Annotated in this window: 12 protein-coding genes; 10 read left to right on the top strand and 2 right to left on the bottom strand. The window is 55.8% G+C overall.

What is annotated here, in order from left to right:
• The gene (locus E3E36_RS09985) at positions 1-471 is read right to left on the bottom strand and encodes a hypothetical protein (protein WP_167895404.1); all 471 of its coding nucleotides are present in this window, start codon (positions 469-471) and stop codon (positions 1-3) included.
• Positions 472-546: 75 nt separating this feature from the next.
• On the opposite strand from E3E36_RS09985, the gene E3E36_RS09980 reads away from it, so the two are divergent.
• The 10 genes from E3E36_RS09980 to E3E36_RS09935 all read left to right on the top strand — a co-directional run bounded on the left by E3E36_RS09980 (position 547) and on the right by E3E36_RS09935 (position 12,209).
• Entirely contained in the window at positions 547-2,265 is a 1,719-nt protein-coding gene (locus tag E3E36_RS09980; RefSeq protein ID WP_167895235.1) for a chloride channel protein, read from the top strand.
• Between the two features lie 9 nt (positions 2,266-2,274).
• A complete protein-coding gene (locus E3E36_RS09975) occupies positions 2,275-3,537 on the top strand; it encodes a TIGR00375 family protein (RefSeq protein ID WP_167895234.1) in 1,263 nt (420 codons plus the stop codon).
• A gap of 56 nt (positions 3,538-3,593) precedes the next feature.
• A complete protein-coding gene (locus tag E3E36_RS09970) occupies positions 3,594-4,559 on the top strand; it encodes a thiamine-phosphate kinase (RefSeq protein WP_167895233.1) in 966 nt (321 codons plus the stop codon).
• Positions 4,560-4,594: 35 nt separating this feature from the next.
• Positions 4,595-5,479, top strand: a complete 885-nt coding sequence (locus E3E36_RS09965; protein WP_306463670.1) for a lysylphosphatidylglycerol synthase transmembrane domain-containing protein — start codon at positions 4,595-4,597, stop codon at positions 5,477-5,479.
• The gene (locus E3E36_RS09960) at positions 5,455-6,678 is read left to right on the top strand and encodes a glycosyltransferase family 4 protein (RefSeq protein ID WP_167895232.1); all 1,224 of its coding nucleotides are present in this window, start codon (positions 5,455-5,457) and stop codon (positions 6,676-6,678) included. Before E3E36_RS09965 ends, E3E36_RS09960 begins: the two co-directional genes overlap by 25 nt.
• A complete protein-coding gene (locus E3E36_RS09955) occupies positions 6,678-7,412 on the top strand; it encodes a polysaccharide deacetylase family protein (RefSeq protein ID WP_167895402.1) in 735 nt (244 codons plus the stop codon). The genes E3E36_RS09960 and E3E36_RS09955 overlap by 1 nt, the downstream gene beginning before the upstream one ends.
• Positions 7,413-7,425: 13 nt before the next feature.
• Positions 7,426-8,472, top strand: coding sequence for an AmmeMemoRadiSam system radical SAM enzyme (amrS, locus tag E3E36_RS09950; RefSeq protein WP_167895401.1), 1,047 nt, complete (start codon positions 7,426-7,428; stop codon positions 8,470-8,472).
• The gene (locus tag E3E36_RS09945) at positions 8,469-9,299 is read left to right on the top strand and encodes a hypothetical protein (protein ID WP_342764405.1); all 831 of its coding nucleotides are present in this window, start codon (positions 8,469-8,471) and stop codon (positions 9,297-9,299) included. Before amrS ends, E3E36_RS09945 begins: the two co-directional genes overlap by 4 nt.
• A gap of 199 nt (positions 9,300-9,498) precedes the next feature.
• Positions 9,499-11,376, top strand: coding sequence for an S-layer protein (locus E3E36_RS09940; RefSeq protein WP_167895231.1), 1,878 nt, complete (start codon positions 9,499-9,501; stop codon positions 11,374-11,376).
• Positions 11,377-11,420: 44 nt separating this feature from the next.
• Positions 11,421-12,209, top strand: coding sequence for a hypothetical protein (locus tag E3E36_RS09935; protein WP_167895230.1), 789 nt, complete (start codon positions 11,421-11,423; stop codon positions 12,207-12,209).
• Here the strand turns inward: E3E36_RS09935 and E3E36_RS09930 are convergent.
• Positions 12,199-13,944, bottom strand: coding sequence for a radical SAM protein (locus E3E36_RS09930; RefSeq protein ID WP_167895229.1), 1,746 nt, complete (start codon positions 13,942-13,944; stop codon positions 12,199-12,201). The two genes, E3E36_RS09935 and E3E36_RS09930, sit on opposite strands and share 11 nt — an antisense overlap.
• Between the last annotated feature and the right edge of the window lie 8 nt (positions 13,945-13,952).

Here is a 13,952-nt window from a genome sequence, read left to right as displayed (position 1 = left end):
TCAGCCAAAGAAGGCCCCCATAACCTCCATCTGCTCTTCGCTCATGCTTTTTATCCTGAACTCGGGCATCTTCGGGAGGAGCTCTTCATACTCGGCCTTTGTTATTTCCTTCTCACTCCCATTCTCAACCAGATAGAAGACCCCGTATTCCTGGTCGCGATAGGCGACGAGGAACTCGCCCACTTCGATATCATCAAAGTTCACAAAGATGACGTTCCCTCCGGTGTAAGGGCGCTTGCACTTGAATGGGAAGCTTGAAGAGTTCAGCATGGCGTCGCCGAGGGCCTGGTTGGCCTTCTCGCCGTTTATCTCTGTCCAGAACTTCCGGCCCTCAAAGTCTCCCTCCACAACTATAAGGAACTTTTTCCCGTCGAGCTCGATGACGGGGGCGCCCTTTTCATGGAGTATCTTAAAGAGTTCACCCACAGTCTCAGCGTTTCTGAGGGAAGAGACAAATCCTTCAACTTTCATAGTTTCCACCGGTATCCCATTCATCAAGGGGTATAAAAGCTTAAGCTTTTTATTCGGTGGGTGTTACCAACATTGATGCCCCAGGGGAACGGAAGATACCTCAGGAAATGGGGGACGGTCATAGTGTTCTCCATAGCGGCCGGAATAGTTGGGGGAATCGGTGCAGTTGCCTTCAGGGTACTGGTCGGTGCTGCCCACGCCCTCTTCTTCCGCACGATTCTGCCGCGAATCTCGTACGGATTCCACGGCCTCAACCTGGGCTATCTCCTCCTCCCTGCCCTGGGGGCGCTTGCGGTCTCGTTTTTCATCAGGGAATGTCCTGAAATCAGGGGCAACGGCATCCCTGAGGTCGTGGAGGCGGTCATATTTAAAAGGGGCAACATACCCGGAAAGTTCGCCGTCCTCAAGACTGTGGCAACCGCCATAACAATAGGCTCGGGCGGAAGCGTTGGAAGGGAAGGGCCGATAGGCTTTATAGGGGCCTCCCTCACGTCGCTTCTGGCCGGCTGGTTCAACCTGTCCAAGGAAATGAGAAAACTGCTGGTGACCTGCGGACTGGCGGCCGGCATAGCCGGTACCTTCAACACACCCCTCGCCGGGGCAATGTTTGCCCTCGAAGTCGTCTATATGGGCGCTTTCTCGATCAACCTCGTGCCCATATTCATTGCCTCCGTGACGGGAAACGCGGTAACCCTGGCGGTTCTTCAAAGGGCCGTGGAAATTGAGGTTCCTGAAACGGGGCACACCCTTTTTGAGCTGCCCCTCTTCTTTGCACTCGGCCTCATACTCGGACTTTTGGCGGCATTCTACGCCCGATTCCTCTACGGGGTGGTGGACGGGTTCGAGAGAGTGGGCCTTCCTGAAGCTGTGAAGCCTGTTATCGGCGGGCTGGGGGTCGGTTTCCTTGGCATGCTGTTCCCGGCATACGGAATTTTCGGGATAGGGTACGAGGGAATGGGAATGGCATTTAGGGGAGAGCTCGCGGTGGGGCTTCTCGTGACCTTGGCCGCTGTCAAGATGCTGGCAACCGCCCTCACCATAGGGTCCGGGCAGAGCGGGGGTGTCTTCGCCCCTAGCCTCTACATTGGAACAATGTTCGGGGCCGCCTTTGGCAGCGTAATGAGCGTCCTGCTCCCGTCCCACGTCTCAAGTCCCACCGTGTATGCCCTTGCGGGGATGGCGGCCTTCTTCAGCGGTATGACCCAGGCCCCGATTACCCAGATTCTGATGGTAACGGAGCTCACAAAAAGCTACGCGGTTCTTCCCGCGGTGATGACGTCCGCGACCATAGGTTTCCTGACCGCGAGGTTTTTCCTGAAAGGTGAGTCCATATACACACTCAAACTATCCAGGAAGGGGTACCACGTGAGGACAGGCAGGCCGGTCATCCTGGAGACCATCTCCGTGGGGGAGATCATGACGAAGGAACCGGTCTACGTCAGGAAGACCGACACACTCCTTGACGTGGAGCGTCTCATAGCCGAGACCGGCCATGACTGCTTCCCCGTGGTGGATGAGGGCGGTGAGGTCATAGGGGTTATAGGGATAAAGGATATACTGAAAAGGCCGGTCCTCCAAAAGGGTATGCCGGTTGAGCGCTTCCTTGGGGATTCGTATGGGGTAACCTACCCGAGTGAAACCGCGGAGGAGGCCTTTGAAAAGCTGATGGAGTACGATCAGAACCTTCTGCCCGTCCTTGAATGCCCGGGTAGCAGAAAGCTCGTCGGAGTAATAACTAAAAGGGACATATACCGTGCGTACTATAGGGGGCTGGAGGGCATGTACATAGAGTGAGGTGGTTTTATGAGAATCGATGCAGATCTTCACATTCATTCTAGATACTCGAAGGCGGTATCAAAGACTATGACCATTCCGAACCTGGCGGAAAACGCGCGCTTCAAGGGGCTGGGGGTAGTGGGAACGGGGGACATACTCAACCCCAGATGGGAGGAGGAACTGCTGAAGCACACGGACAGGGTGGAGGAGGGCACCTACGAGCTGAATGGTGTTAAGTTCCTCCTGACGGCCGAGGTTGAGGACAGCAGACGCGTTCACCACGTCCTTATCTTCCCCAGTATTGGGACAGTCAGGGAGATGAGGGAAAGATTGAGGCCGTACTCGGGTGACATAGACACCGAGGGGAGGCCGCACGTGGGCCTTTCAGCGGCTGAGATAGCTGACCTGGCGAACGAGCTCGACGTTCTCATAGGGCCTGCACATGCCTTCACCCCCTGGACGAGCCTCTATAAAGAGTACGACTCGCTGAAGGAAGCCTATGGTGGAGCGAGGATACACTTTCTTGAGCTGGGGCTCTCCGCGGACTCTGAAATGGCGGACGTGATAAAGGCCCACCACGGGCTCACGTACCTCAGCAACTCTGATGCGCACTCTCCGATGCCGCACCGGCTGGGGAGGGAGTTCAACCGGTTCGAAATAGAAGAGCCAACGTTCGAGGAGGTCAGAAAGGCTATACTGAAGCGAGGCGGAAGGGGAATAGTCCTCAACGCCGGCCTCGACCCCCGGCTTGGAAAGTACCACCTTACGGCCTGCTCCCGCTGTTATTCAAAGTACTCCATCGAAGATGCAAGGGCTTTCAGGTGGAGGTGTCCCAAGTGCGGCGGGAGGATAAAGAAGGGCGTCCGCGATAGAATTCTTGAGCTGGCGGATACCAGCGAAAAGCCACGGGACAGGCCTCCGTACATCAGGCTCGCCCCCCTGGCCGAGATAATCTCCATGGTTCTGGGAAAAGGTGTGGGGACGAAGGCCGTCAGACTCGTCTGGGAGCGCTTTCTGAAGGAGTTCGGGAGCGAGATACGGGTTCTGGTGGACGTCCCTGTGGAGAACCTTGCCCAGGTACACGATGAGGTGGCCAAGGCCGTCTGGGCCTACAGGGAGGGCAAGCTTATAGTTGTTCCCGGGGGTGGGGGAAGATACGGAGAGATAAAGCTTCCCGAGGAAATACGGAGGGCGGATGTCCGCGATTTGGAGGGCATAGATGTCAGTGTGCCATCGGAAGAGTACCGCCCCAGGCAAGTTAGCCTCATGGAGTTTTTGAAACCATCTTAATAGTCCCGGCGAAGGGTTTTAATCCTCTCCGTTAACTCTCCCTGGGGGAGCACCTGATGGAACGTGAGATAATAGGGATGTTCATGGCGCACCTCAGAAAACAGGGTGACCTCCCTCTCGGCGACGATGCGGGTGCGATACGAATCGGCCGGGAGTGGCTGGTAGCAACTAACGATATGCTTGTGAGAAAAACCGACGTCCCAGACATAATGACACCGGAGCAGGTGGGGTTCAAGGCCGTGACAATGAACGTGAGCGACGTCGCTGCTATGGGTGCCAAGCCCATAGGCTTCCTGTTTTCCCTAGGGGTTCCAAGTGACGTGGATCGGGACTATCTGGAGGGGATCGCCAGGGGCATAGGGAGGGCGCTTGAATTCTACGACGTCCCTGTTCTGAGCGCCGATACCAACGAGGCCGACGACCTGATAATTGACGGTATCGCCTTGGGGAGGACGGAGAGGCTCCTGACGAGAAGTGGGGCAAAGCCCGGTGACCTCGTCTGCATCACGGGCGATGTGGGGCGGGCGCTGGCGGGCCTCCTCGTGTGGATGAACGGTGTTGAAACGAGCGCGCGGGTCAGGAGGGCCCTCTACGAAAAGCTGCTGGAGCCCAGAGCCAGGGTTGATGAGGGGGTTGAAATAAGCAGCATCGCTACGGCCGCAATAGACGTAAGCGACGGTCTTTCCAAGGAGCTCCACATAATCGCTGAGACGAGCGGTGTGGGGATGGAGATCAGGGGTGAGGACATTCCTATCGTGGATGAGGTTCGGGAAGCCGCCCGTGCCCTTGGAATCAGTCCCCTGGAGATAGCCCTGGCCAGCGGAGAGGAGTTCGAGCTTGTTTTTACTCTCCCGGAAGAAAAACTGCATGAGTGCAGGGCGGACTGCCACGTGATAGGCAGGGTTACGGAAGGGAGGGGGGTCTACATTACTTCCCAGGGAAAACGGTTAAAAATGCCCCTCCTGGGCTGGGAACACTTCAGTGCAGTCCGATCAGGCAGGTATAGACAGTTGTTCCGATAAAGTTTTAAGGCACCCCATGGAGTAGAATTTAGGTCATGACTATGGTGGAGAGTATTTCATCGGAGGTTTCCCAGTATTTCTCGGTGCTCAGGGGCGCGTCGGTGGAGTACATAGCCCTTGCGCTGGTGACGTACTACGTCAGCGTTCTGCTGTACGCGCTCAGGTGGAGGCTCATACTCCGGGGCATTGGCAGGGAGGCTCCCATGGGGGAGCTCGTGAAGGCAATAATGGCCTCGATATTCATGAATAACGTTACCCCCATGAGCCGGGGCGGGGGGGAGCTTCTGAGGATAGCGTGGGTCTCCAGGAGGGTGAACATCCCGGCCGGTATGTCTGCTGTCAGCATAGTCTACGAACGGATACTGGAAACCATCCCGGTGATGGTGCTGTTCCTGGTTGGGCTGACCTACTTCTCATCCGAACCGGCAGTACCTGTCGCCATCGGGGCGGCGGGTATAGCGCTGATCTGGATAAAGTGGGACTCCTTCGTCAGGGTGTCCCTCAGGGTGTTCCGTACTGAAGCAACCCCGGAAGAGCTGAAGCGCATAACTGCACTTAGGAGCCTCCATAACATCAACTTAGCTGCCGTTGGCCTCAGCTCCGCGGTGTGGGTGCTCGATGTTGTACGTCTGAAGCTGATAACACTGGCCTTTGGTCTCAGTCTCTCGTGGGGGCTCGTGGCCGTTGTCTCGGTAGCAAACCTGGTTCTCGGCCTGATGGCGTTCACACCCGGAGGGATCGGCATCATTGAGGGCGGACTGGTGGGGACTTTGATACACTTTGGGCTCCCCTCCACTCTGGCGGTCTCTGTGACCCTGCTGGAAAGGCTGGTCTCCTACGTGATCAGCAGTGCGGTGGGCTTTTTGGTGCTCCTGACGTCTGGAGGGGTTGAAATATGGAGAGCCTTAAGATCGCAATAGCCAGCGACTGGTTCTACCCTAAAATCGGGGGCATTGAGTCGCACATTGATGAGCTGGCCCGCAACCTTTCCGCCATCGGCCACGAACCGTACGTTATAACCCACGACTACAGGTATATGAAGCCCTATCCGGACAGCTTCCCCTATCCGGTTGTCCGTTTTTCCGCGGCCCTGTACTTCAGGAAGTACCACGCAAGCATCGGCATAAGCCAGCTGATGAAAATAAACGAGTTCTACAAGAGGGCCGACTTTGATATAACCCACATCCACAGCATATACTCACCCCTCGCGGTGGCCGTCTCAAAGGTGTCCAGGGGAATAAGGAACGTCCCTGTAGTTGCCACAAACCACTCGTTCTACGGTAGCCCCCTGCTCGACCCCATAGTGGGGCCCTTTGTGCGGTACAACCTCCGGAGGGTTGATACGTTCATCGCGGTCAGCACCCCTGTAGCAGAGGACACAAGGGAACTCATGGGGAGGGCCCTGAAAAACCGCCCGGTGGTTGTGATTCCAAACGGGATTGACGTTAAGAAATGGCGCCTCCCGGAAACGGAGGAACGCGAGAAGGCCCGCAGGGATATAGGGGTTCGGGATGAGCTCGTCATCCTGTACCTCGGGAGAATGACCGAGAGGAAGCAGGCCCACAGGATACCTTTTATGATTAAAAAGGCCCTGGAAGAAAGCGGTTTTCCTAAGAAGAAGCTCAGACTCGTGATGATAGGGGACGGGCCGATGAGGCCCCTGCTGGAGAAAAACTTGGTACAAACTGGTGTCGGGGAAGTGGCCGAGCTGTACGGCTTCATGGAGAGGGGAAGGCTCCTGCCGGTTTACTGGGCCGCTGACGTGGTCTTAATGCCAGGGATCCTGGAGGCGTTCCCCGTGGTCGGGCTTGAGGCTATGGCTACAGGAACCCCGATTGTCGGGAGAAACGAAAGCGGGCTGTCCGACATGGTGGTTCACGGTGTCACCGGCCTCCTTGCAGATAGTGAGGAGGGGATGGCGCGGAACCTCGCCGAGGTTCTCAGAAACCCTGAGGTGCTCGCCGACATGGGTGTAGAGGCAAGGAAGCGGGCTGAAAAGGAGTTCTCTTGGGAGGTCATCCTGCGGCGCATCCTGTGGGTGTATCGCTTCACGATGGAGGCGGGGAGAGAAACTGACGGAAGGTACCTGATGTACAGGCTCATGAGGAGGCTGGGATGATGAGGGTTTTAATGACGTTTGATGTTGAACACGACTGCCCCCCTTACCTGACGAGCACCAGGGGTATGGAGATGGGACTTCCGAGGGTTCTGGATCTCCTCTCGGAAAAGGGCGTCAAGGCGACCTTTTTCTTCACGGCCAGAATGGCCGAGAAATTTCCCGAGCTCGTGAAACGTGTCGTTGATGAGGGACACGAGCTGGGAAGCCACGGTTATGACCATGAGAGGCTCGACAGGATAGAACCCGAAGCTGGCAGGAAGGCGATAGAGAAGTCTTTGGCGGTTCTCCGGAAGTTCGGGGATGTTGTGTCGTTCAGGGCCCCCAACCTGCAGTTCCCTAATTATTATTATGATATACTCTCGAAGAACGGCATCCTGGTGGACTCGTCAAAGGCCGTCTATAAGGGCTACCGGGGTGGGATAAGGCTTTTCGGGAACGTCCTTGAGGTTCCTGCATCGGTAACCTCCTCGGTACTGCGCCTTCCCTGGGGGATACAGCGCTTCATCCACAGCGTGCTGGGTGAGCCAAGGGTATATTTTGCTCATCCGTGGGAGTTCGTGCCGATGCAGGGCGAAAGGATACGGTGGGACTGCAGGTTCAACACAGGAGACAGGGCCCTTGAGCTCCTTGCGAGGCTCATTGACTACCACAGAAGGAATGGTGCAAAGTTCCTGACCATGGGGGATTACCACGATGAACACACCAAAGACTTAAACGGGGCTAGCCGTATTTAAGTTGGTGAGGCCCATGAGGGAAGCCCTTTACTGGGAGCATGAGGGCGGATACAGGGTGAGGTGCACGCTGTGTCCGGTCAACTGCATAATTGATGATGGCCATACCGGCTCCTGCCGCGTCAGGAAAAACATCGGGGGGAAGCTCTACACGCTCAACTACGGTAAGGTCTCCTCCATAGCCGCGGACCCCGTCGAAAAGAAGCCCCTCTTTCACTTCTGGCCGGGTTCCTGTGCCCTGTCCATAAGCTCTGTAGGGTGCAACATGCACTGCAGGTACTGCCAGAACTGGGAGATAAGCCAGGCCGGGGAAGAGTTTCCGTACCTCCGAGACGTACCGCCGAGGGATGTAGTCTCGCTCGCGCAGAGGTACGGCTGTGAGAGCATAGCATACACGTACAATGAACCTGTGGTGTGGTACGAGTTTGTCCTTGACACTGCGAAACTTGCAAGGAGGGAAGGCATCCACAACCTGCTCATTACGAACGGCTACATCAACGAGGAGCCCTTCAGGGAACTCGCACCCTACATTGACGCCATGAATATAGACATAAAAGCCTTTAACGACGGCTTCTACATGAGGGTAACGGGGGTTCCCGGAGGGGAGCCAAGCAAGAAGACGGCGGTTCTGGCTAAGAGGGAGTTCGGCATCCACGTCGAGCTTACGTACCTGATTATTCCCACGCTCAACGACCGTGAGGAGGAGATAAGAGCTTTTGCGAGGTGGGTGGTTGAGGAGCTCGGCGATGATACGCCTGTCCACTTCTCACGCTTCTTTCCCCACTACCGGCTGACCGACCTCCCACCCACCCCCGTACGAACCGTCGAAATGGCGTACAGGATTGCCAGGGAGGAGGGGCTGAAGTTCGTTTACATCGGCAACGTGCCGGGTCATGAGGGAGAGAACACGTACTGCCCGAAATGCGGCAAACCTTTAATAGTGCGCTGGGGATTTGAGATTACGGAGTACCACATAAAGAATGGGAAGTGCGAATACTGCGGTGAACCCATCCCCGTTGTCGGGACGTACCTGAAAAAGCGATATAACTGGATGTGGTGGTGAAATTGGCGGAAATCGAGGTTATTTTTTACATAGAAGGAATGGGAAGCGACAAGAAAGCTTTAGAAAGGGCCTTGGCCGAGACTGCTGAAAGCATCAGGAGTGAAAGGAACATCAGATTAAAGCGTCTTTCCGTTGAGGAAGTCATCGAAAACCCCGGAGAGGATACTCTGAAGTACTCCGGCCTCGTGGAGGCCCACATGGTGGCTGACTTCGAGGACGTCGTCCGGCTGGCCCTGAGGTATTCTCCGGCCGTTGTGGAGATCATTTCCCCTGGCAGGGTGGAGGTTCACTCCAAAGACCTGATGAAGGTTCTTGGAGAGGTGTCCCTCGTTATGGGTAACCTCATGAAGCAGTTCGGCGGCCTTGCCGTCTATCCAAAGCTTGAGGATGTCCCAGAGCCGAGGATCGGATACTCCCGCGAGGAAATAGAGGAGCTTATTGTGGAGGACAGGAACATTCTGTACCGCTTCGTCATTGAGGTGTTTGGAGAAAGTGAAGAGTCCATAAGGGCAACCATGTCCAGAGCGCTAGATTTTGAAGGGTGCAGGATAAACAAGCTGGTCATTGAGGGGGACGTGGTTGAGGGCAGGTTTAAGGGCCTTCTGGCCGCTGAGCTCCTGTCCAGTTTTGAGACCCTGGTTCAGCTCACCGCAAAGTACGCCCCGGTTGCCATCTCAGTACTTGAGCCCGAGGTTGTTGACATCACGGCTTCCGAGCTTCAAAATGCGCTCACGGATATAGGGGCCTTCGTTAATGAGCTTGTCACGAGGCCCGTGAAGAAGCGGCTCATGGAAAAGAAGAACACGGAGTTTAAACTGGGCACTTGATATTATCGGCAAAAGGCGAAAAAGCTATAGGCATTTAATTAAGCTCCCTTTCATTTTTACGGCAATGAGCGAGCTTTTTTTAAGCAGAGAAAGGGTCTGAAAGCGAAAAGTATATATACCCTAATCGAGTAGAAACCCATTGACAATATGCATTAGACCATCCTAGGGCGTAAGCCCAAAGTTAAGGAGGTGTTGGGAAATGAAAGTGAAGAAGATCGCGGCCCTTGCCATCGGTGCCGCAATGGTTGGAGCCACCATGGGCCTCGCCAGCGCTCAGGAAAGCATGCCGCCAAAGAGCTTCTTTGTTAACGCCGATGGAACCCCGAACGTTAAAATCGTCGTTGGAAGCAACGCCGCTGCGATGGATGTTGCCAGCGCCGCTGACATAGCGGTTGCCCTTGGAAGCCTTCTCTACACCAAGGAGCAGACTGACGCTCAGGCTGATTACGTCAAGATCAAGGTTGACCACCCCGCTGAAACTGTCGCCCAGTGGACCATCTACGCCTACGACTACCAGACCATGACCAGGGACCACGGAATGAGCTACGGCGACAGCGACTTCCAGAACTGGGCCACCGACTACGACCAGCTCGGCGCCACCTACTGGTGGAACGGCGCCTACGACGCTGACGGCAACCAGATCGGCTTTGTCTACAACTACACCGAGTGGAGCCAGGCCTTCAGCGTCCCGGTTCACCTCGAGAACAAGGACAGCGTCGACACCTACAACGACGTCAACTGGCACATAACCCTCAGCAACATCCAGCTCTCAGCCGACAACTGGGGCGGAACCATCCCGCCGAAGAGCGCCGACCTCGTCATCGGCGAGAACAACGTCAAGGTCTTTGTTGACTACGTCCTCTACAACTACAGCATCACTACGACCGTCACCACCAGGGAGGCCATGCCCGAGTGGGGCATCTCCGAGGTCACCGACACCCAGAGCGAGTACTACATCGGTGACACTTGGGAGGTCCAGGCCAACGGCGGCAGCATAGTCGGCGACCCCATCGTTGACGGTGTCAGGGAAGGCGACACCTTCACCGTCTTCGGCAAGGAGTACACCGTCCTCGAGATCCCGGACAACACCACCTTCGTCGGCGGTGTCTACAAGGGCAAGTACTCGATCCAGAGGGGCAGCCAGCAGGAGATCGACGGCTGGAAGATCGTCCTTGAGGACATAACCCTTCCGGGCATCGGCGAGGAGGGCGTCTTCGTCACCGTCTACGACCCGTACGGAAATCTTGCCAAGGACGTTGACGGCAACGACGTCATAAAGGAGTTCGTCCCGCTCGGAACCGCCGTCGAGTTTACCGGCTCCGACGGCAAGAAGATCAGGATCAAGCCCACCAACGTCTTCGTGGGTATGGATCCTGAGAACGTCTTCGCCGACATCGAGGTCTCAGTCAACATCCAGACCTTCACGAGCGGTGAGTACACCATTACCTACGATGGAAAGAGCTGGGTTATGTACCTCGGAATTGCCGACGAGGGCGGAACCTACGTCATCAAGAACGTCACCCTCTACAACAAGGACGAGCTCAAGGGCAACCCGGTCGACATCTTCGGCAAGTACGACCTCGGCTACAGGTTCGAGTCCAAGACCCTCAAGGAGGCTGACGTTGACTACGACATAAACGGCGACGGCGACAAGGAAGACACCCTCATGGTCGCCTACGCCTACGTCTACCTCAAGGAGAAGGAGGGCTGGAGCGAGACCGTTGAGTTCCAGGTCGGCGACGACTACAACGGAGGCACCATATCTGCCATCGAGACCAAGGTCATGACCAACGTCGTCAAGCCGGTCTCAGAGCCGATAACCTACATGGACTTCGAGATCAACATGGACGACCCCGGAGCGAACCTCATCCTCATCGGTGGTCCGGTTGCCAACACCATAACCAAGTGGCTCGTTGACCAGGGAATCAGCCAGGTTGACTGGTACAACAGCCCAGGCGACATCGAGTACCTCCAGGACGTCTTCGGCAACTACGATGTTGTCATCGTTGCCGGTGCCACCAGGAACGAGACCAGGGCCGCCGCCAAGAAGCTTATGGACTACCTCGCTGGCCTCTGAAGGCCTTTCCTTCTATTCTAATTCCTTTTCTGGAGGTTTTAACATTGGAGCCCAGAAAACTCGCTGCAGTGGCAGTGCTCCTGTTTGTGTTCGTGGCCCCCCTGGCGTATCTGGGGGCGGCGTATCACAGCTACGCGGGGCTTGTTGACCCGCAAAAGCCAAAGGCGTCTGCGGACTACGTTGTTGTATACACACTTTCCGCCCAGTTCTATGTCCTGACGAAGGAAAAGTATGAGGGACTTATCAGTTCTGGCTATCTTCTTCCTGAGGGATCGAAAATCTTTAACGTCACGCTGGAAAGCTTCATAACGGGCAGCCCGGAGGTTGACCTGAATCTGACGCTCAGGAGCCCCTACGAATACTTCACCATCGTCGTTGGTGCCCCCTCGGTGGCTGACTGCAAGGACAGCCCCCAGCTCTACGTGGGCGACTGCAGGTATAGGACAATAACCGTCTCGGAGGTATCGGGGGTTGTGTCGAACATATTCTCCACCAACTACTACCTCCGGGCACTCCAGATGGGATACGACAACAAAACCGCCAGGGAGTATGCTTCCAACCAGACATGGCTGAGGTACCGCAAGAGGTATCTGACGTTCTGGACGAAGATAGACATCGGGAGGGGCAAAATAGGAAACCCCGAACACCTTGTCGTGCTCCTCATCGGGCCCGCTGAGGGCGCAAGGGAGAACAAGATATTTGCCCCCCGGAGGGGGGTTCTGGTGATTGAGGGGACAACTGACGAAACCCTCAGGGCAGAGGTGATCCTAATAGAGAACCTCATAGGGTTCAAATGGCCCCAGGGCAATACCACCCAAACGATTACAGGGTGATGATGTCCTTTAACAGTTCTCTTTTATCCTCTCCCACGGTTCTGAAAAATGCGTCAGCGCTTTCAAAGGGGCGTTTCGCCAGGATCTTGGTGGCGGTTTTCTTTCCGATGCCGGGGAGCCACATCAAAACCCTTGGACTTTCCCGGTTAATGTTTACGGGGACTGGTATTCCAGTGATGCTCCTGAATCCGTGATCCACTATCACCACGTCGTAGAACCTGTTGAGCTCCACCTCTTTGGGCATGCCGATTATCAGCGGGTAGCTCCCCATCTGTCTTCCGTATGTGAGTCCATTGTCAAAGACCTCCGCCCTGACGCCGCGCAGAACCGTTCCAACCGGGACGACCCTCTTCAGCATTGGCAGGTCTATCTCGTGGCGTATTTTGTACCGGTAGTGCTGAATCATCTTTTTGTGCTTCTCAGTCTTTACCTTGCTACGCAGGTGCCACAGGGGGGTTCCGGGAAACACTACCACCTGGCGGATGTTGATGCGCCTCACCATCAGTCCATCATCAAGGAGCCTTTTGAGGAACTGGAAGGTTATTTCGTAACTCTTTTTGCTCTCCCCCGGAAGGCCGAAGATTATATTTATGCCGGGAAGGAGCCAGGGCATGCCGTTGGGGCCCCTTTTGGCGCCGATTCTGTTGAGTATTCGAACGGCCTCATACGTCTCTTCCGCTGTCGCATTGAGGTTGTTGAGCTTTGCCACCTTCGGATCGGCGCTCTCAAGACCGAACGCAACAACGTTTCCCGGAGTGCCGTACATGATCAGCGCCTTTGCGATCCTCGTACTCTCTTCTGGGTAGTTGGCTATCACGGCGGGGTTTGCATTGTCAACGTGGAGGGTCTTCACGTCCGGTGCCACCCGCCGGATGCCGGAGAAGAGCCTTTCAATGGCGTCTGGGTTCGGGATGGGAACCCTGCCATGGGGCTTCGCCATATATGAAAAGATGCAGCTCTGACGCCCCACCCTAAAATGCCTCACCCCCAGCTCGTAGAGCGCTTTCACCTCAGCCATAACATCCTCCGCAGGCCGATCCTCTATCCGCCTGTACCTGACCGGCTCGGTACAGAAGGAGCACCCTCCTATCCCCATGGCTTTGGGGCATCCCCGCTGGGTCTCTATCTCCACTATTACAAAGTCAGGGTAGCCCGGGAACTGTCTCACAACCTCTGCTCCGATAACGGCGTAGTCCCTCAGCTCGCGGTAAGTCCTTAGGCGGAACGGGTCGGCGTCGGCCGGGGAGGTCAGGTAGTCGTGCAGGAAAGCCTCGAGGTCACCGTAAACTATGTGGTCAAAAACGGACTGGGCTAGGAGGAACTCGCGGGAGGTTATCATGGTGCCCCCGGCGTGGGCTGAACCCATGAACGCAGGTCCTCCAAGAATTTTTGTTCCTGAGAACGGTCTCAGAAACTTTGCAACCTCCTCCACTTGAGCAGGAACTGCGGACAGATACTTTCCCGGTGTGTGGAGTCCGCCAATATAGACAATGAGGTTGGCCTTTTCCAGTATTTTCCGGACTTCCGGGAAGTTGGGAGTTTTGTTCTTTGTCTTCACGCCACGCTCGCCCTCAAAGGCCGCCCGGAGGTCGTCTATCGTGAGGTAAAATATCCTCGCATCTTTTCGGGCCTTTTTTATGGCCCCGTAAGCGTAGCGGGGGTATATGCCCAGATATGGGGGAACACCGAGGCCTGCCGGTTCATCGGTGTAGCCGTCTATAATGGCAACTATCATGGTCTGGA

The organism is Thermococcus sp. M36, assembly GCF_012027355.1.
Classification (GTDB): Archaea; Methanobacteriota_B; Thermococci; order Thermococcales; family Thermococcaceae; genus Thermococcus.
This window is presented reverse-complemented; position numbering and strand designations above follow the sequence as displayed.

Coding starts and splice junctions, on each gene's coding strand:
- E3E36_RS09940 (WP_167895231.1), top strand. CDS start 9,499: ATGAAAGTGAAGAAGATCGCGGCCCTTGCCATCGGTGCCGCAATGGTT.
- E3E36_RS09975 (WP_167895234.1), top strand. CDS start 2,275: ATGAGAATCGATGCAGATCTTCACATTCATTCTAGATACTCGAAGGCG.
- E3E36_RS09955 (WP_167895402.1), top strand. CDS start 6,678: ATGAGGGTTTTAATGACGTTTGATGTTGAACACGACTGCCCCCCTTAC.
- E3E36_RS09930 (WP_167895229.1), bottom strand. CDS start 13,944: ATGATAGTTGCCATTATAGACGGCTACACCGATGAACCGGCAGGCCTC.
- E3E36_RS09970 (WP_167895233.1), top strand. CDS start 3,594: ATGGAACGTGAGATAATAGGGATGTTCATGGCGCACCTCAGAAAACAG.
- amrS (WP_167895401.1), top strand. CDS start 7,426: ATGAGGGAAGCCCTTTACTGGGAGCATGAGGGCGGATACAGGGTGAGG.
- E3E36_RS09980 (WP_167895235.1), top strand. CDS start 547: ATGCCCCAGGGGAACGGAAGATACCTCAGGAAATGGGGGACGGTCATA.
- E3E36_RS09985 (WP_167895404.1), bottom strand. CDS start 471: ATGAAAGTTGAAGGATTTGTCTCTTCCCTCAGAAACGCTGAGACTGTG.
- E3E36_RS09965 (WP_306463670.1), top strand. CDS start 4,595: ATGACTATGGTGGAGAGTATTTCATCGGAGGTTTCCCAGTATTTCTCG.
- E3E36_RS09960 (WP_167895232.1), top strand. CDS start 5,455: ATGGAGAGCCTTAAGATCGCAATAGCCAGCGACTGGTTCTACCCTAAA.